We start from the raw sequence: 16,587 nt of genomic DNA on the forward strand, positions 1-16,587 counted from the left end.
TAGCAACCGAACCATCACTAGCCTCTATATTAATGAAAATTTTATTACCGCACTACTCTACCTAACCGCGGCCAAAGTCCCAAGAAATCTAAGATTAATAATTGATCATAAATACCGTAAAACAGGGCGTTATCGCCAAAGGTTAACTTGAAGATGGGGCGTTTAAGATATGAATTTGCTCGGACTTTAAAGCGATGGTTGTTTGTATACCGGCTTGCAAACCGAGCTTATCAACCAAATGCGTTGGCACATCGGCATTAAATACCGAACCGATACCAATCACCGACGCAATCACCCGCGACGACTCGCCCATCACTAATACCGACTCAATTAATACATCGAGCTTATTAATGCTTTTGCATAAACGGCCACTGCTAATGGCATTAAAACGGATACCTTGATTGGGAATAACCCAACGAATGGCTTGGCCATTGACGAGCGCAGGAGCGCTGTCACTAACAATTAATTCATCACCCAGCTTAAACCACGTCATATTGCGTTCAATGTCTTGCTCAACGACTTGGCCATCAAAAATATTACGTAAGCCCATTTGCCTTGCGACGGCCTCATCATGTGGATGAGACAATACCTCAAATGGTTTGCCTTGTTGCAACATTTTACCTTGGCTTATCAGCATCATTTTATCGGCTAATAATAAGGCCTCATGAATATCGTGCGTGACCATAACCACTGGGATTGACAGCTGTTGCTTTAATCTTGCAAGTTCAATGTATAAGCGCTCACGCGTTTCACGGTCTACCGCTGAAAAGGGTTCATCAAGCAATAATATTGAAGGCTCACGAGCTAAGGCACGCGCTAACGCGACACGTTGACGCTGACCACCTGAAAGCTGTGCAGGCAACCTATCTGGCAAGCCATGAAGGTTAACCCGCTCTAACCAATCTAACGCACGCTGCTTGCGTAATGCCTTTGGCACATGGTCAAGCCCGGCTATCACATTATCTAATGCCGACAAATGCGGAAATAAACCAAAATGTTGCGGCATATAGCCAATATGACGTTGTTGTGGGGTTAACGAAAGCGACGTTTTAGCATCAAACCAAAGGGCGTCCCCGCATCGAATCTGACCATCTTTAGGTGTAGTTAACCCAGCTATCATTCTCAACAAGGTGGTTTTGCCACCACCTGACGGCCCTACCACTGCGAGCACCTCACCAGCTTTACAGGTGAAGTTTGCAGCTAATGGTATCGGTGATTCTTGGCTAATATGACACACTAAATCAGCGTTGCGAGGTACCATTATGCCCTCCTAAACGCCGTGACATACTGGTGGTTAATGCAAGTGCACTCACCGCAAACACCAGCAATACTAACGACATCATTCCCGCAGAATCAAAGTCAAACGCTTGCACGCTGTCATAAATCGCAATCGAAATAGTCTTAGTTTCACCAGCAATATTGCCGCCCAGCATTAATACTACGCCAAATTCACCCAATACATGGGAGAAGCACAACACTAACGCAGTTAACACACCAGGCCATACCATGGGTAACTCAACTTTGATAAAAATCCGTAAACGGCTCATACCACAGCAGGCTGCGGCATCACGAATATCAATCGGAATGGTTTCATAAGCACGCTGTATCGGCTGCACAGCAAACGGGATATTGACTAAAATAGATGCGATAACAAGGCCGGAAAATTGAAACACTAACTGTTGACCAAAAATCTGTTCAACGTAGTGACCTATAACACTCTGGTTGCCCAGGCCCACCAGCAAATAATAACCAATTACAGTAGGAGGCAATACCAATGGGACCAGAATTAAGGCTTCTAGCCAGGATTTACCGCGAAATTGATAATAGGCCAAACCTCGGCCGACCAGTATGGCTAACGGGATCAAAAATAAAACGGTAAAGCAGCTCAACTTGACCGACAACCATAATGCTTGCCAATCCATTAGTCGTGCATCGCTGTAGTATTAGGTAAGTTAAATCCAAATTCACTTAAGATTTTCTGGGCTGGCGGGCTTTGCATATATTGATAAAACCGCTCTGTGGTTTCTGAGGCATTTGGCATTAACGCCATGCGTTGAGTCAGCGGTTGATATAAATCATCGGGGATCACCACATAATTAGCCATTTTGATAAATTGCGGCGCGAGTGCCAACGACAAAGGCACAATGCCTCCTTGAGTTGAACCGCTGATGGTAAATTGTGCCGCTTGTGAGGCATTTTCGCCAAGGATCAGTTTAGGTTGCACGGCATCCCACAAGCCTTTAGCTTTTAAGATTTCACGAGCGCGCTCACCATAAGGAGCATGTTCAGGGTTGGCAATGGCAAAGCGAGTGAGTTTGCCATCAGTAATAAATTGCCCTAACCCGACTAAATCAGGATCAAGAATCAGCTCTGATTTTTTTGGTGCCGCAAGCGCTAAACGGCCAATCGCATAAATAACCCCTGCATTTTGGGTATAACCGGCTTTATGTAATTGCTCAATATAAAACTCATCGGCACTGAGCATCATTTCAAAGGGAGCGCCGTGTTGAATTTGAGTGACAAAATTGCCCGATGAGCCATAACTGATGCGCACACTTAGACCTGTTTGTTGCTCAAATTGGCTAGCGATATCATCTAAGGCAAACTTAATGTTTGCCGCAGCGGCAATAGCGGGAGCCTCTGCCGCATGGGCAACTGATACAGGGAGAATAAGGCTCAAACAACTTATCGCTAACGTTGCAACAACAGCACTTTGGCGTATTAAACGCGTTATAGATAACGTAAAGAAAGACATGTATAGCCGACCCTATGGTTGAGCGACACTATCATTTAAGTGCGATGGTTAAATTGTAATGACTGTTGCATTCGCTCGCAAAAAAGTGAGTTCAGCAGCGCAAAACTGATGTTCACGACATCACTTTTGCCACATTTTAGCAGCCTGTTCATCACTGTCACGAGCTTCGACCCATTTGCTGCCAGCATCGTTGGCTTCAAGCTTCCAAAAAGGGGCCTTAGTCTTTAAAAAATCAATTAAAAATTCACATGCAGCAAACGCGGCTTTACGGTGAGCACTCGTGACACCGATAAACACAATTTGCTCACCCAACGCCATTGTACCAACGCGATGAATAATGGTGACTTTATTTAACGGCCAACGCTCTCGGGCTTGCTGACAAATTTGTGCTAAAACCGACTCAGTCATGCCAGGATAATGCTCAAGCGTTAAGTCTGTGACCACACTGCCATCATTAAAATCGCGCACTTTGCCGATAAAATTTACCACAGCACCATCTTGGTTATCGTTGGCCAATAAGCCGTATTCATCTGCTACGTTAAAATCTTCAGTTTGCACACGTACCGTTGTTACTGCGTTCATACTCAACCTCCTGTTACAGGAGGGAAAAATGCGACTTCATCACCTGCTTTTACGGGTGCATCCCATTGACTAATAGTTTGGTTAACCGCAACTAACAGTTTGTCTGATGCGAGCACTTTAGCCCATTTGTCATCGGTGGCAGCCAATGCGGCGCGAAGCTGTTCTGCGGTATGGATATTGGCGCTACTGTGCTCCACTTTCGCAGTACCGAGTAACTCACGGATTTGCGCAAAAAATAATACTTGGATCATAGTGGTCTCTCAATGCATTTAATCGATAATAAATAACTTACACTAGTGACTAGGCTGTAAAGTGGCCAGATTTTCCGCCGCGTTTTTCAAGTAGCCTCACCTGCGAAATAATCATGTCTTTTTGCACCGCTTTACACATATCGTAAATGGTTAATGCCGCCACAGATGCCGCCGTTAGCGCTTCCATTTCAACACCGGTTTTACCAGACAGTTTACATAAACTCGTGATACGCACGCGGTTATGCTCTGGTTGAGCTTCAAGATCGACTTCTACCTTGGTGAGCATTAAAGGATGACATAACGGAATAAGATCAGAGGTTTTTTTAGCCGCTTGAATACCGGCAATGCGAGCCGTCGCAAACACATCGCCTTTATGGTGGCTGCCACTCATAATCATTGCCAATGTATCTGGCGCCATATCGATAAACGCTTCAGCTCTGGCTTCACGTTCTGTGACTGCTTTTTCAGTCACATCGACCATGTGAGCATTGCCATCGGCATTAATGTGGGTAAAACGATTACTCATGATATGAATACCTTATCAAATAGAATTTGCAGGTTAGTGACGCACGTTAAACGAAGAAAGGTGGCGATTAACCACCGATAGAGGCAAGGTGCTTAGTGACACCAGTAATGCCCTGATGCAAAAAGTGAGTTTCTTTCTTTTGTGCTAACTGCCCATGTAAACGCGAAATTAACTCATCACGCTGAGAGGCATCTTGCAGCAAGTCACGTAAATCCACGCCATTTTCAGTAAATAAGCACAAGTGCAATTTACCTTTGGCTGACACTCTTAAGCGATTGCAGCTGGCACAAAAGTTTTTGGCGTACGGCATAATAAGACCAATACGGCCTTGATAATCACTGTGACTGAAGTTTTGCGCAGGTCCATCATCAACACTGGGTAAATCGTATAACCAACCGTTTTGCTCAAGTTGTTTTTTAATGTCTACACCCGCTAAATGATGCGCATTGAAGTAGTCGTGACCTAAACCGGTTTCCATCAACTCAATAAAACGTAAATCAATAGGCGTGTGTTTAATCCACTGCAAAAAACGCGGTAAATCCTTATCGTTTAAGCCTTTAAGTAACACGGCGTTCACTTTTACTCGCTCAAAACCCGCCTCAAGTGCAGCGTCAATACCGCGCATAACTTGGTCGAATTTATTCTCGCCAGTAATTTGGTAAAACATTTTAGGATCTAAGCTATCAACCGACACATTGATGCGGCGCAAACCAGCGTCATACCATTCTTTAGCATGTTGCTGTAAACGATAACCATTAGTCGTCATTGCCACTGTATTGACATTAGGAGTGTTAGCAACGATACGTACGATATCGGTAAAGTCTTTACGGAGGGTGGGCTCACCACCAGTGATGCGAATTTTTTGCGTACCCACAGCAGAAAAGCCAGCAACGAGATTTTCAATTTCGTTGAGCGTTAAAAACGTAGGTTTACCATCAGGGTGATAGCCGTCAGGCAAGCAGTAAGTGCATTTAAAATTACATACGTCAGTAACTGACATACGTAAATAATGAAAACGTCGACCAAAATTGTCTTGTAACTGGGACATGTTAACCTTTCCAAGTGTGGGAGGTAAGTGCATTTCTTTACTCACCCCGGTGGCAAAATTACCACGGCTAAATACCCATATCATTGACGTAGGGCAAAAAGCTCGGAGAACCGTCAGACTTAATTATAGGCCTATTTATGGTTTTACAAATACCCCTTTAGGCGAATATCTTATTCGAAATGCTTACATCGTTTACTATTTGTGACTCGACTCACGTAGATAAGATTGTGTTTGCTACTGTGACAAAAGTGAATTTTGCGGTAAGGTGAGTAAAAGGATAAACGATCGTTTAACTATCGTTATAGAAAAACAATAAACCCGCGATGAACGGGATACTTTGAAAGGTGAGAACATGGAACGCGAGTCAATGGAGTTCGACGTCGTAATTGTCGGTGCTGGCCCAGCAGGTTTAGCTACCGCTTGTCGTTTAATGCAAATATCAAAAGATGCCGAAAAAGAAATCACCGTTTGTGTGGTAGAAAAAGGCTCGGAAGTGGGCGCCCACATTTTATCGGGGGCAGTATTCCAACCAGACGTGCTAGATGAATTATTCAACGACTGGCGCGACTCAGATATTCCGCTAAACACCAAAGTCAGCCACGACGAGATTTACTTACTTAATTCAGACACTAAATCACGCTTAATGCCTAATAGCTTAGTGCCTAAAACCATGCACAACGAAGGTAACTACATTATTAGTGTAGGTAACCTCGCACGTTGGTTAGCGAACCGCGCAGAAGCCATGGGTGTTGAGATTTTCCCAGGTTTTGCTGCCAGTGAACTGCTGTTTAATGAAGACAACAGCGTTAAAGGTATTCTCATTGGCGATATGGGTGTCGGCGAAGACGGCCAACCTAAAGACAGTTATATGCCAGGCATGGAGTTGCACGCTAAATACACCGTATTCTCCGAAGGTTGCCGCGGCCACCTTGGTAAACAGCTTATTCAGAAATACCATTTAGACAATGGCAAAACCCCTCAGCATTACGGCTTAGGGTTTAAAGAAATTTGGAAAATCCCTGCCGAGCAGCATCAGCAAGGTAAAGTGGTCCATACTGGCGGCTGGCCATTAGTGAATGGCTCGTCTGGTGGCGGATTTTTATATCACATGGAAGACAACCAGGTCGCCGTGGGATTAATTATCGACTTAAGCTATAAAAATCCACATTTAAGCCCATTTGACGAGTTTCAGCGTTATAAAACGCATCCAGTGATTGCCCAAACGCTCACCGGTGGTGAACGCTTAACTTATGGTGCCAGAGCAATTGCTAAAGGTGGTTTAAACTCTCTGCCTAAAATGAGCTTTCCTGGTGGATTAATCATTGGTTGTAATGCTGGAACCTTGAACTTTGCTAAAATTAAAGGCACGCACACGGCAATTAAAAGCGGAATAATTGCTGCTACCACCCTAGGTGAAGGGTTAATTGCCGGCTTAGAGGGTGGTAAAGATCTAGATTGTTTCCAGCAGCGCTTCGAAGAAAGCTGGCTTCATGAAGAACTCTATCAATCACGTAATTTTGGCCCAGCTTTACATAAGTTTGGCACTATTGTCGGTGGCGCATTTAACTATATCGACCAAAATTGGTTTGGTGGTAAGTTCCCTGTAACGTTCCGCGACACAACGCCAGATTATGCTTCAATGGGTTTAGCGAGCGAATACAGCAAGATTGATTATCCAAAGCCAGATGGAAAACTCAGCTTTGATAAATTATCGTCGGTGTATTTGTCGAACACCTACCATGAAGAAGGCCAGCGTTGCCATTTACACTTGAAAGACCAAAGCATTCCCATCTCGGTTAACTTAGTCAAATTTGACGAGCCAGCACAGCGTTATTGCCCTGCGGGTGTTTATGAAGTCGTCGAAGATGCTGGCGAGAAAAAGTTTGTCATTAATGGTCAAAACTGTATTCACTGTAAAACCTGCGACATTAAAGATCCAAGCCAAAATATCACTTGGGTAACCCCTGAAGGCGGCGGCGGACCAAACTATCCAAACATGTAAACGATTTAGTTGATAACTCGTTGTTCGCCAATAGTTAATTAATTGGCTACTGTCAAAAAAACGCACCTAAAAATAGGTGCGTTTTTTTTATTTTTTCGACTATCATTAGCGTCATAACATCACAAAGACCTACACCATTCACGATTTTGTACTTTAGTAATAAATACAAAATAACTATCAATTTATTGCCATTGTGACCGATATAACCAAGAGAAACTTCTAGAGGCCGTTGTAGATGAATACATTTAACACCCTTACCATTAAGCAAAAAATCTTGCTCACAGTAGCATTTGCTGTGCTGCTATCAACCATGTTAGTTGGGTTGCTAAGTCAGCGAAGTGCAAAACTAGTGGTTGAGCAGCGTATGCTTGAATCAGAAATGCCGAGTTTACTCATGCAAATTCGTAATGAAATTGATCTCCAGATCAGTAGTGTTATGAACGCCGGTGAACAGCTAGCCAAAAGCAAAATGTTGCTTGAATGGCTTGAAAATGGTCGTCCTGCAGACCAAGAAAAAATCGTTATCGCTGAACTCAATAGTATAAAAAATCAATATGATTTAGCTCAAGCATCCTATGCCGACCGTGAAACCGCAGCTTATTACAACCAAGATGGGTTTTTGCGCATATTAAACCAACAGCAAGATGCTTGGTTTTTTGATTATCGCGATAGTAAACAAGAACGCATGCTAAATGTATTCACAGAGCCTAGTAACGGCGATGTTAAGCTTTACATTAATTATCAACAGCCTGATGGACGAGGTTTGGTGGGTCTGGCAAAATCGTTAGATGATATGGTGAGCTTACTGGCTTCGTTTAAAATTGAAGACAGCGGTTTTATATATTTAGTTGATACTAAAGGTGACGTCAAACTGCACCAAGACACCAGCCAAATAGGTAAGGCAACGTTAACTAATTTATACCCTAACGCCAATACTAACGGCTTACTCAACAAGAATGACTTTAACCTCGTTAAAGCCAATGTTAACGGCGAAGACATGCTAATCGCCAGTAGCTACATTAAATCGATGGATTGGTATTTAGTTGCGCAAGTCCCTGAAGCTGAAGTGTTTGCCTTACTTGAAGAATCGGCTTATCAAATCCTGTTATGGACAGTGTTAATTGCTGGTGTATTCATTGCGATTGCCATTCTGGTTGCCGGTTCGGTTAGCCGCCCTATTGCTCAAGTTGCTGAAATGTTCAGAAACATTGGCGAAGGTGAAGGTGATTTACGCCAGCGCTTACCGGTAAATGGCGACGATGAGATAGCCCAATTGGCCCGTGGCTTCAATAGCTTTATTAGCAAAATCCAGGAAACCGTTATTGAGGTTTCTGAAACCAGCCAACAACTTGGTTTGTCGGCAATTGATGTATCAAATCAAGCACATCAAACACTTGACGACAGCCATTTACAAAAAGACCGCACCATGATGGTTGTTGCTGCCATTAATGAAATGGGCGCCACGGTCAATGAAATTGCCGCTAATGCAGCACAAGCAGCAGTAACCGCTCGCGATGCTGATACAGAATCTGTTGATGGTCAAAAAGTGGTGACTCGTGCACGTTCAACCATTAATCAGCTATCTAAAGATGTTGCCCAGGTTGGTGAAGTCATTGAGTCCCTAGCGACTCACACTAAATCGATTGGCAGTATTTTAGATGTTATCCGCGCAATTTCAGAACAAACCAACTTGCTTGCATTGAACGCCGCGATTGAAGCGGCTCGCGCTGGTGAAGCTGGCCGAGGTTTTGCAGTAGTGGCTGACGAGGTTCGTAACCTTGCTTCACGTACAGCAGCATCGACCAATGAAGTGCAAACCATGATTGATAAGCTGCAATCAGAAGCAGGCCGCGCAGTAAGTGCTATGGCACAATCGAGCAGCCGTTCAAAAGAAGGTGTGACTGCAGTAGATGAAGCCAGCCAATCATTAAGCGGTATTAGCGAGCGGATTGCCCTTATTAGCGACATGAACATCCAGGTCGCCGCGGCCACTGAAGAGCAATCTACTGTGGTTGAAGACATTAACCGCAACGTGACTGAGATTAACGATATTACTCAACGTACTTCTGACACAGCGCAAGCGGCTGCTGAAGCAAGTAAAGCCTTGAACCAACTCGCAAGCCGACTAGACGTCTTAGTAGCACGATTTAAGGTGTAACAGACCTTAACGTTGCACACTCAATGCTTTAACACGCGTTAATATAAAAATGCCACTCAATTGAGTGGCATTTTTTCGCGATAAGTTTACAAGAAGAATTTATAATTTTACACAGTAAAAAACCAAGAGCTTGTATGGTCTATTTCAAAAACTTAATCGACAGTGGATATTGGTAAGCAATGCCGTCACTGGCTTTGACTATCGCGATAATCGTACAAATAATATCTAATAATGCTAACGCTGCTAGCAGTAATACCCCAACGCCCACCAATATCAAAACAGCTGAAATCATCGCATAAATCATTAAACTCAATTTGAAGTTAAGGCAATTTTTACCGCACTGATTGGCAAACTCAAACTCATCTCGTTTCATCAACCACACTATCAACGGACCTAATACGCTACCAAATGGAAACACATAACCTGCAAAGCTTGCGGCGTGGATCAATAAACCCATATCTTTTGCTTGTTTACTTACTTCACCTGTCGGTTCAGACATTCGATGTTCCTTATCATGCTGTTATTTTGTATACGTTATTGTCTAACAGTATTTAATTAACTGGCTTTACCGTATAAGCGCATCGCCCAATCTTCTATATTGTGTTGTTCAATTCTTCGTTGGAGTGAATTAACCCAGCTTTGAGCTAATCCTTCGCACTCGAGTAACATTTGATATTGTATAACATCAAACTCAGGTAAAAAGTAAATCTGCATTGCCTTGGCAATACTAATGTCTGTTTTTCGTTCAATTAAACGAATACTGTCATTTTGCTTTATATCACCTTCAGACAGAACGCGATAAAACCAACCACACATGCGGCTTTCTTGCATTGCTAGGGCAAATTTAGGGTGTTCAAACTGCAAGTTAAGCTTAAAACAAGGCGATCGAGGTTGAGTAACCTGTAGCGTCACATCACCGATTTGCACAATATCGCCAATGTTAACTTGTGCCTCGTTTAAGCCAACGGTACTAATATTTTCACCCATTGACGGCGCATCACGAAAGCTCGACATTAAGTCCCAACGACGATACTGGCCATAGTGTTCACGGGGAAAATGATGTAATACTCGGTCTAAACCACCATGGTGCTTAGGATCGGCTTCACAATTACCGACGACGCGATCAAATAGCACAGTTAGTTGTGTTACGGAATGCTTTTGGTTAATACAGCTGGCTACCCCATTGTGCATCTGCACTTGGTCACCTAAATACAAACCCGAAATACGATTAACCCAATTTTTATTCATCCCGCTTATCCCTGCTGACATTTCAACGTACAGTCAATATACCCAATTTTCGGACAAAAAAAAGCCTTACTAGTGGATAGTAAGGCGATAAATAACAGGGAGAATGTATCGTTAAAAGTAAGGTGAGCGGTTAACTCAGCGTAATACGATACAAGTTAATCAGACATGAACATATTAAACGGGATTAATGACATAAAAATGACAATCCAGGTGTTCACTAGTCAATTTACGCAAGATAGTTTTGCAATGCCTCACCTGGAATAGAGCTTTGCGTCGCAACCGCAAATGATGCCCATAATGCCCCTTCGTGCATCGCTTCAGTAATCGACATCTTTTGACATAACCCATGGATAACACCAGCAGCATAAGCATCACCCGCACCAGTGGTGTCGACCACATCAGCAAGAACCGCTGGAACATGCTGCTCTGCTTCAGCGCTGTAAACTATCGCGCCTTGCTCGCCGTCTGTCACAATAAAATACTGTAATGCATTTCCCGCGATGGTTTGAGCAAATTGCCATGGCGCTTGGTTACATCTGCCTTGCATATCGGTAATAGAAGCAATTAATACATGACAAGGTCGCTCGCGTTGGTCTTTAGCTAATTGCGCAACCACAATACAATCTGGATTATGGCTAATGGCATCTTGCGCCCATAGCTCTGCACCATTGGCGGAGGAGTTAATGTAAAATGCGTCCCATTGTTGCCAATCTGGCGCCGCGGGTAATTCAAATATCGGTCGTTGTGGTCGAATAATGGTACGTTCGCCATCGGGTGTCATGACGAGTAACATTTCGCAGGTATTGCCGCTAAAGCGATGCACCAGGCGACAATCTAAGCCAAGGGTACTCGCTTTCGCTAAAATCCAATCGCCAATATCATCACTGCCAACTTCGCTAACCAACGACACATTGTGCTTAGCCCACACCAAACCCAAACCTGTGTTGGCACCGCCGCCACCTAAACGCAAACCGCCATCTTGATAATGAAACCTGCCACCGGTTTGTAACGGCTTATCAAGCCGTAAAATACGGTCACAGTTTATATTTGCAAGTAACAAAATATTGGCCATAGCGATACCTAAAATAACTCCGAAAAAAGAGTATTCAGTATAACAAAATCGGCATAGATCACACGGCTATCGACATAATTACATGTCAGTCTCAGCCAACGGTTGACGTAACTGCGCACGCACATTGTCCATACCAGAATAAAACTCTTTCATCATCAATAGGCCCAGCATTTTGCCGTTGTCGGTCACAATCAATTCATCTGGATTAAGCGGATCATTTTTTAGTGCGCCCATGGCTTTCATTGATGCCATCTCTTTAAACAAAGCTGTATCTAAATTCACGTTAAAGGTATCGCGGAAATACTGACGCGATAATCGCCCCGAAAACATGCCTAATAAGAAGCGATATTGCATCACTTCTTTTAATTGATATTTTTTCTGTTGTTCAACGGCCATACGGCCCTGCGCGATGCGTTGTTGATATTTTTTAAGCGAAAATGTATTCACATATAAAGTGTCATTTAAAAAACTGAATGAGCCTGAACCCACACCGAGGTATTCATCATAATCAATTACGTATTCATCAAAACCTTCATTATCGGTTTTGCCAAATGCCCATGCTGATAGCTGGTTATACTGACCGGTTAAGCTGTTTAAAATCTGGCGATACTGATTAACCATTTCACCATGAGGAGCTGCTAACTGGCCTTTAACACTTTTACGAGTTTGGTGTGTAATCATTAACGGATAAGTGGTAATTTGGCGCGGGTCGAGCTTAGAGGCCATATCAAGATCTGACTGAATAATCTCGTCAGTTTGGCCTTTAAAACCAAAAATTAAATCGACGTTGATAATCGGAAATAACTCTTTGGCCGCCATAATACGGTCAAATGTTTCTTGGCCTGAACCAAACTTATCTAAACGATCGGTCATCTTTAAAATGCCGTCATCAAAGCTTTGTACCCCAATCGACATTCTGTCAACTAGGCCTTTAAGTTGTTTAAATTCAGGGCTGGCTAGGTGTTGCGGATCGGACTCACAAGACACTTCTTTAATGCCAGGAAACAGGTTCTTTGCATGCTCAATGGTACGAGCTAATTCGTCTTCTAATACCGTTGTAGTGCCGCCACCAATGTACATAGACTCAAATTCATAGCCTAAATCTTTTGCCATCTGCATTTCTTTGCGTAGCGCAATAAAGTACTCACGCGCTTTGTCTTCGCGGAATAAAAAACGGTGAAAAGTACAAAACGAACACAAGGTATGGCAAAACGGAATGTGAGCGTACAGCATGTACTTTTTGCCTTCCACCGGCTTAGGCATACGGTCGGTCGAAATAGTGTCAAGGCGCAGGTTTTTGTCGACATAATATTGCATCACCCGCTCCATTGAACTGATCATCCAATTAGGCACGGTAATATTCGCTTGGTAAGGTTTAATCAACTCCTGGCTGGCTGATTGAATAATTGAAGACATAAAAAATCCTAATTGAATGAAGCCCTGAGAGCAAACCATTGATAAAAAAGCGCGACGCTAAATACGTATACTGTAAGCAGAGAGTAAAAATACCATCATAGAGACAGCTAAAACGTGAGTTAGCCAATAGATATGCAAACTAACATGGTTGGCGTCAATCAATTGTTAAGCAGATCATGTTTTAGACACTGCTGTTAAGGATTTTTTTCACGACGAGTAAAATGTTATAAATAACGGGGAGATACCTTGTTTTCCCGCCAGTGCTAGGCTTTAACTAGCGAAAATGAAATCATAAATAGACTTGGTTGATTAGGGTAAACCTTGTTGATTAATTGCTTCAGCTCATCCAATGGCAAGCTCTCTTGCGTTGCATGGAACTCATTGATGTCACCAAATGCCAGCGGTTCAACCGCCAAAATCACGATGTCGCACACTTTTACATGAGTTTCTAATGTAAAGACCTCAACTATACTGCCTGGTTGATAATGGCTTTCACTGCTATCACGTATTGTAATCGTCTTTTGACCCGACGCGACTAATGGCGTCAAAAACTCAAAAAATGTTATTTCTGTCGGTACTGCAAACATATTAATCCCTTCATCAATAAGCGAACGCGATGTAAATGCGCATTATAACCTCGCGCATTCACCAGGACTTTGATCAAAGTAACGTTTAAATTCACGGCTAAATTGCGCCGTACTTTCATAACCCACCTGGCTAGACACGTCTTTCACTTTCAGCTTTTGTAATTGCAGTAGCTCTCTGGCTTTATTTAAGCGAATTTTCTTAACATATTGAATCGGCGACGATGATGTCACCTCTTTAAAGCAGCGATGAAACGCGGAGGGACTCATATTCACTAAACCCGCTAATGTATCGACCTCGACCGAATCACCATAGTGTTTGTGAATATAACTGAGGGCTTTTTCCACTCTCGACAAGCGGGTATGGCTTAACGACAAGGCATACAGCGGCGCGGCATTTGGCGAATCTAATAGTCGATATAACAACTCAAGCACTAACGCCTCGCCCATCACTTTTGCCTCTAACGGCGACTGTAATGCCTGCAATAACCGAATCACACTGCAGTCCATGTCTTCAGTGCTGTCGGCAATAAAAAAGCCACTCTGGCGCGACTCATTTAAGTCTTTTGGAATTTGATGATGCTCATCCATTAACCTGATGATGTAATTTAGCTGCACTAAGTTAATATCAACCATTAACACTAATACAGGCTCTTCAATACTGGCAAAGGTTTCGCATTCTACTGGGAGCGGTACGGTCATCACTAATGAATGCTGACGATCATAATCAAAGCTTTGGTCCTCTATATACACACGCTTTTTGCCCTGACCCACAATCAACACTCCCTGGGAATAGCATAATGGCCCTCGAGAAGCATACTGAGAGCCACGAAACATACGTACCCCAGCCAAATGAGTATTATTAACCCCTTCTTTTGGTGCAAGCTGTGCCATTAATGTTGCTATCTCATTCATACCTTCCCCCTTAAAAAACCATTGCATCTATACTACCAAAAAAGCAGTAAAAGGCATTAAAATAATCAATAAATAGTCATAAAATAACAATATAGGTAGAAATAGGCATGAACACGATAGTTCTGTGTATGTTTATTTTGACGAAAAGGATTATCATAACCACATGATTTATTGTTGCTGTTGTGTATCAAAAATCGGTATACACAATAAGCCACTTATTTGTTTCACCGTTAAACCAAAAGGCCCCCATTATGCTTAATTTTGATTATCGTAACCCTACTCATGTTGTTTTCGGTAAAGACCGTATCGCAGAGTTAGACCAACTGGTCCCAGCAAATGCTCGAGTATTAATCACTTACGGTGGCGGCAGCGTACAACGTTTCGGCACACTAGATAAAGTTAAAGCAGCATTAGGTAACCGCACAGTATTTGAATTTGGCGGTATTGAAGCTAACCCTAAGTACGACACACTAGTTAAAGCCGTTGAAGTTGCTCGTAAAGAAAACATCGACTTTTTACTCGCTGTTGGTGGTGGTTCAGTGATGGACGGCACTAAATTTATTGCCCTGGCAACTCAGTTTGATGGCGATACCACGACATTGCTGCATCACGGCTTCACGCCTGTTCCAGTAGCAAATGATAAGGTTATTCCTCTTGGTGTTATTGCTACCCTGCCAGCTACGGGTTCAGAAATGAATGCCTTTGCTGTCGTCAGCTATCAAGGTGGCAAGTTCCCCGTAAACCACCCATGTGCTTACCCAACATTTGCGATGCTTGATCCTGAACTCACCTTCAGCTTACCAAAAATTCAAGTCGCAAACGGTGTTGTTGATGCGTTTGTACATGTGCTTGAGCAATATGCGACTTACCCAGTTGATGCTCGTGTACAAGACCGCATGGCAGAAGGTATTTTGCGTACCCTCATTGAAATTGGCCCAATCACAGTTGCAGAGCCAACAAACTATGATGCTCGTGCAAACTTAATGTGGAGTGCGACATCGGCCCTAAACGGCATGATAGGCACAGGCGTTCCATTAGATTGGTCTACTCACATGATTGGCCATGAACTAACCGCACTTTTCCATATAGACCATGCACAAACACTAGCAGTAGTATTGCCATCACTATGGCGTGTGTTGAAAGAACAAAAACACGCTAAGTTAGTGCAATATGCAGCACGCGTTTGGGATATTACTGAAGGTGATGAAGTTAGCCGAGTAGAGCAAGCTATTGATAAAACAGAGGCTTTTTTCAAACAAGTGGGTTTACCTGTACGTTTACGCGATCATGGTGTCACTCAAGAGCAACTTTCGCTAGTCGTCGATGCATTAGAAGCACACGGCATGACAGCACTGTCTGAAAGTGGCAAAGTCGATTTGGCCACCAGCCGTAAGATTTTAGACATGGCGTGGTAATGAGCTTGTAATCGAAGCAACATTTGGTTGCTTCGACTTAACCTCAACTAAAAAGGGCTTAACAATGACATACATTGTTAAGCCCTTTTTGATTGACCTGTCTTTCTACGCTAATGCGGCGTCACATTTGAAAATAAATTCATTATCACCACACCAATCAAAATAAATCCCATACCCACTAGTGCACCTAAATTCAACTTTTGACCGTACATCACCCAGGCTATTAAGGTAATAAGCACAATCCCAAGGCCAGCCCAAGTCGCATAAGCAATACCGACAGGGATCCCTTTTAATGCCAAAGAGAGAAAGTAAAAAGACAACACATAGCCAACTACAACGATGATTGAAGGCGCGACTTTAGTAAATCCATCACTGGCTTTAAGCGCTGAAGTGGCTAACACTTCCGTTAAAATAGCCACACTTAACAATATCCAACTTTTCATTTTTACTTTCTACGCAGACAAAACAGCTGCGAAGTATAAAGGCTAAGTAATAAAAAAACAGCTTTCGATTTTAGAACGGTTACTTAACTCTAGACATGGCCAATCGCTACTATCTCTTGTATTTACGTTGACTATCGGTTTATGTTGTTAATATGTTAACTGAAATTGCACC

Annotated in this window: 17 protein-coding genes and 1 riboswitch; of the genes, 3 read left to right on the forward strand and 14 right to left on the reverse strand. The window is 43.0% G+C overall.

Annotated elements, in window-relative coordinates; all coding sequences use genetic code 11:
* Window positions 1-142: 142 nt before the first annotated feature.
* The 7 genes from AC19MX_RS18195 to moaA all read right to left on the reverse strand — a co-directional run bounded on the left by AC19MX_RS18195 (window position 143) and on the right by moaA (window position 5,162).
* Window positions 143-1,261 (reverse strand): ABC transporter ATP-binding protein, encoded by a 1,119-nt coding sequence (locus AC19MX_RS18195; RefSeq protein ID WP_432404067.1) that lies wholly within the window; start codon window positions 1,259-1,261, stop codon window positions 143-145.
* Window positions 1,242-1,922: a molybdate ABC transporter permease subunit gene (gene modB, locus AC19MX_RS18200; protein WP_432404072.1), complete on the reverse strand. Its 681-nt coding sequence runs from the start codon at window positions 1,920-1,922 to the stop codon at window positions 1,242-1,244. Before modB ends, AC19MX_RS18195 begins: the two co-directional genes overlap by 20 nt.
* The gene (modA, locus tag AC19MX_RS18205) at window positions 1,922-2,755 is read right to left on the reverse strand and encodes a molybdate ABC transporter substrate-binding protein (protein WP_498299347.1); all 834 of its coding nucleotides are present in this window, start codon (window positions 2,753-2,755) and stop codon (window positions 1,922-1,924) included. The genes modB and modA overlap by 1 nt, the downstream gene beginning before the upstream one ends.
* A gap of 120 nt (window positions 2,756-2,875) precedes the next feature.
* A complete protein-coding gene (moaE, locus tag AC19MX_RS18210; protein WP_498299348.1) occupies window positions 2,876-3,337 on the reverse strand; it encodes a molybdopterin synthase catalytic subunit MoaE in 462 nt (153 codons plus the stop codon).
* 2 nt (window positions 3,338-3,339) lie between these two features.
* Window positions 3,340-3,588, reverse strand: coding sequence for a molybdopterin synthase sulfur carrier subunit (moaD, locus tag AC19MX_RS18215; protein ID WP_432404084.1), 249 nt, complete (start codon window positions 3,586-3,588; stop codon window positions 3,340-3,342).
* A gap of 49 nt (window positions 3,589-3,637) precedes the next feature.
* Complete coding sequence (moaC, locus tag AC19MX_RS18220; RefSeq protein ID WP_432404232.1) at window positions 3,638-4,069, reverse strand: cyclic pyranopterin monophosphate synthase MoaC; 432 nt, start codon at window positions 4,067-4,069, stop codon at window positions 3,638-3,640.
* Between the two features lie 112 nt (window positions 4,070-4,181).
* Complete coding sequence (gene moaA, locus AC19MX_RS18225) at window positions 4,182-5,162, reverse strand: GTP 3',8-cyclase MoaA (protein WP_498299349.1); 981 nt, start codon at window positions 5,160-5,162, stop codon at window positions 4,182-4,184.
* Window positions 5,150-5,282: riboswitch (molybdenum cofactor riboswitch) on the reverse strand. It overlaps the preceding gene by 13 nt.
* 232 nt (window positions 5,283-5,514) lie before the next feature.
* Here moaA and AC19MX_RS18230 point away from each other — a divergent pair.
* Window positions 5,515-7,164 (forward strand): electron transfer flavoprotein-ubiquinone oxidoreductase, encoded by a 1,650-nt coding sequence (locus AC19MX_RS18230; RefSeq protein ID WP_432404090.1) that lies wholly within the window; start codon window positions 5,515-5,517, stop codon window positions 7,162-7,164.
* A 235-nt stretch (window positions 7,165-7,399) separates the two neighbouring features.
* Complete coding sequence (locus AC19MX_RS18235) at window positions 7,400-9,322, forward strand: methyl-accepting chemotaxis protein (RefSeq protein ID WP_498299350.1); 1,923 nt, start codon at window positions 7,400-7,402, stop codon at window positions 9,320-9,322.
* Between the two features lie 139 nt (window positions 9,323-9,461).
* On the opposite strand, the gene AC19MX_RS18240 is transcribed toward AC19MX_RS18235, so the two are convergent.
* The 6 genes from AC19MX_RS18240 to AC19MX_RS18265 all read right to left on the reverse strand — a co-directional run bounded on the left by AC19MX_RS18240 (window position 9,462) and on the right by AC19MX_RS18265 (window position 14,557).
* Window positions 9,462-9,821: a DUF4870 domain-containing protein gene (locus tag AC19MX_RS18240; RefSeq protein WP_498299351.1), complete on the reverse strand. Its 360-nt coding sequence runs from the start codon at window positions 9,819-9,821 to the stop codon at window positions 9,462-9,464.
* Window positions 9,822-9,877: 56 nt separating this feature from the next.
* Window positions 9,878-10,570, reverse strand: coding sequence for an MOSC domain-containing protein (locus tag AC19MX_RS18245; RefSeq protein ID WP_498299352.1), 693 nt, complete (start codon window positions 10,568-10,570; stop codon window positions 9,878-9,880).
* Window positions 10,571-10,796: 226 nt separating this feature from the next.
* The gene (locus AC19MX_RS18250; RefSeq protein WP_498299353.1) at window positions 10,797-11,642 is read right to left on the reverse strand and encodes a PfkB family carbohydrate kinase; all 846 of its coding nucleotides are present in this window, start codon (window positions 11,640-11,642) and stop codon (window positions 10,797-10,799) included.
* 78 nt (window positions 11,643-11,720) lie between these two features.
* Window positions 11,721-13,058, reverse strand: a complete 1,338-nt coding sequence (locus AC19MX_RS18255; RefSeq protein WP_188958710.1) for a coproporphyrinogen III oxidase family protein — start codon at window positions 13,056-13,058, stop codon at window positions 11,721-11,723.
* A gap of 263 nt (window positions 13,059-13,321) precedes the next feature.
* Window positions 13,322-13,645 (reverse strand): N(4)-acetylcytidine aminohydrolase, encoded by a 324-nt coding sequence (yqfB, locus tag AC19MX_RS18260; protein WP_498299355.1) that lies wholly within the window; start codon window positions 13,643-13,645, stop codon window positions 13,322-13,324.
* Between the two features lie 42 nt (window positions 13,646-13,687).
* Entirely contained in the window at window positions 13,688-14,557 is an 870-nt protein-coding gene (locus AC19MX_RS18265; protein WP_432404107.1) for an AraC family transcriptional regulator, read from the reverse strand.
* Between the two features lie 251 nt (window positions 14,558-14,808).
* On the opposite strand from AC19MX_RS18265, the gene AC19MX_RS18270 reads away from it, so the two are divergent.
* Complete coding sequence (locus tag AC19MX_RS18270; RefSeq protein ID WP_498299356.1) at window positions 14,809-15,972, forward strand: iron-containing alcohol dehydrogenase; 1,164 nt, start codon at window positions 14,809-14,811, stop codon at window positions 15,970-15,972.
* A gap of 110 nt (window positions 15,973-16,082) precedes the next feature.
* On the opposite strand, the gene AC19MX_RS18275 is transcribed toward AC19MX_RS18270, so the two are convergent.
* Entirely contained in the window at window positions 16,083-16,415 is a 333-nt protein-coding gene (locus AC19MX_RS18275; protein ID WP_498299358.1) for a DMT family transporter, read from the reverse strand.
* Between the last annotated feature and the right edge of the window lie 172 nt (window positions 16,416-16,587).

The sequence above is a fragment of the Shewanella sp. MF05956 genome, from assembly GCF_059758055.1.

Bases quoted from the DNA above. Each gene is read 5' to 3' on its own strand.
- AC19MX_RS18195 (WP_432404067.1), bottom strand. From the start codon at position 1,261: ATGGTACCTCGCAACGCTGATTTAGTGTGTCATATTAGCCAAGAATCA.
- modB (WP_432404072.1), bottom strand. From the start codon at position 1,922: ATGGATTGGCAAGCATTATGGTTGTCGGTCAAGTTGAGCTGCTTTACC.
- modA (WP_498299347.1), bottom strand. From the start codon at position 2,755: ATGTCTTTCTTTACGTTATCTATAACGCGTTTAATACGCCAAAGTGCT.
- moaE (WP_498299348.1), bottom strand. From the start codon at position 3,337: ATGAACGCAGTAACAACGGTACGTGTGCAAACTGAAGATTTTAACGTA.
- moaD (WP_432404084.1), bottom strand. From the start codon at position 3,588: ATGATCCAAGTATTATTTTTTGCGCAAATCCGTGAGTTACTCGGTACT.
- moaC (WP_432404232.1), bottom strand. From the start codon at position 4,069: ATGGTCGATGTGACTGAAAAAGCAGTCACAGAACGTGAAGCCAGAGCT.
- moaA (WP_498299349.1), bottom strand. From the start codon at position 5,162: ATGTCCCAGTTACAAGACAATTTTGGTCGACGTTTTCATTATTTACGT.
- AC19MX_RS18230 (WP_432404090.1), top strand. From the start codon at position 5,515: ATGGAACGCGAGTCAATGGAGTTCGACGTCGTAATTGTCGGTGCTGGC.
- AC19MX_RS18235 (WP_498299350.1), top strand. From the start codon at position 7,400: ATGAATACATTTAACACCCTTACCATTAAGCAAAAAATCTTGCTCACA.
- AC19MX_RS18240 (WP_498299351.1), bottom strand. From the start codon at position 9,821: ATGTCTGAACCGACAGGTGAAGTAAGTAAACAAGCAAAAGATATGGGT.
- AC19MX_RS18245 (WP_498299352.1), bottom strand. From the start codon at position 10,570: ATGAATAAAAATTGGGTTAATCGTATTTCGGGTTTGTATTTAGGTGAC.
- AC19MX_RS18250 (WP_498299353.1), bottom strand. From the start codon at position 11,642: ATGGCCAATATTTTGTTACTTGCAAATATAAACTGTGACCGTATTTTA.
- AC19MX_RS18255 (WP_188958710.1), bottom strand. From the start codon at position 13,058: ATGTCTTCAATTATTCAATCAGCCAGCCAGGAGTTGATTAAACCTTAC.
- yqfB (WP_498299355.1), bottom strand. From the start codon at position 13,645: ATGTTTGCAGTACCGACAGAAATAACATTTTTTGAGTTTTTGACGCCA.
- AC19MX_RS18265 (WP_432404107.1), bottom strand. From the start codon at position 14,557: ATGAATGAGATAGCAACATTAATGGCACAGCTTGCACCAAAAGAAGGG.
- AC19MX_RS18270 (WP_498299356.1), top strand. From the start codon at position 14,809: ATGCTTAATTTTGATTATCGTAACCCTACTCATGTTGTTTTCGGTAAA.
- AC19MX_RS18275 (WP_498299358.1), bottom strand. From the start codon at position 16,415: ATGAAAAGTTGGATATTGTTAAGTGTGGCTATTTTAACGGAAGTGTTA.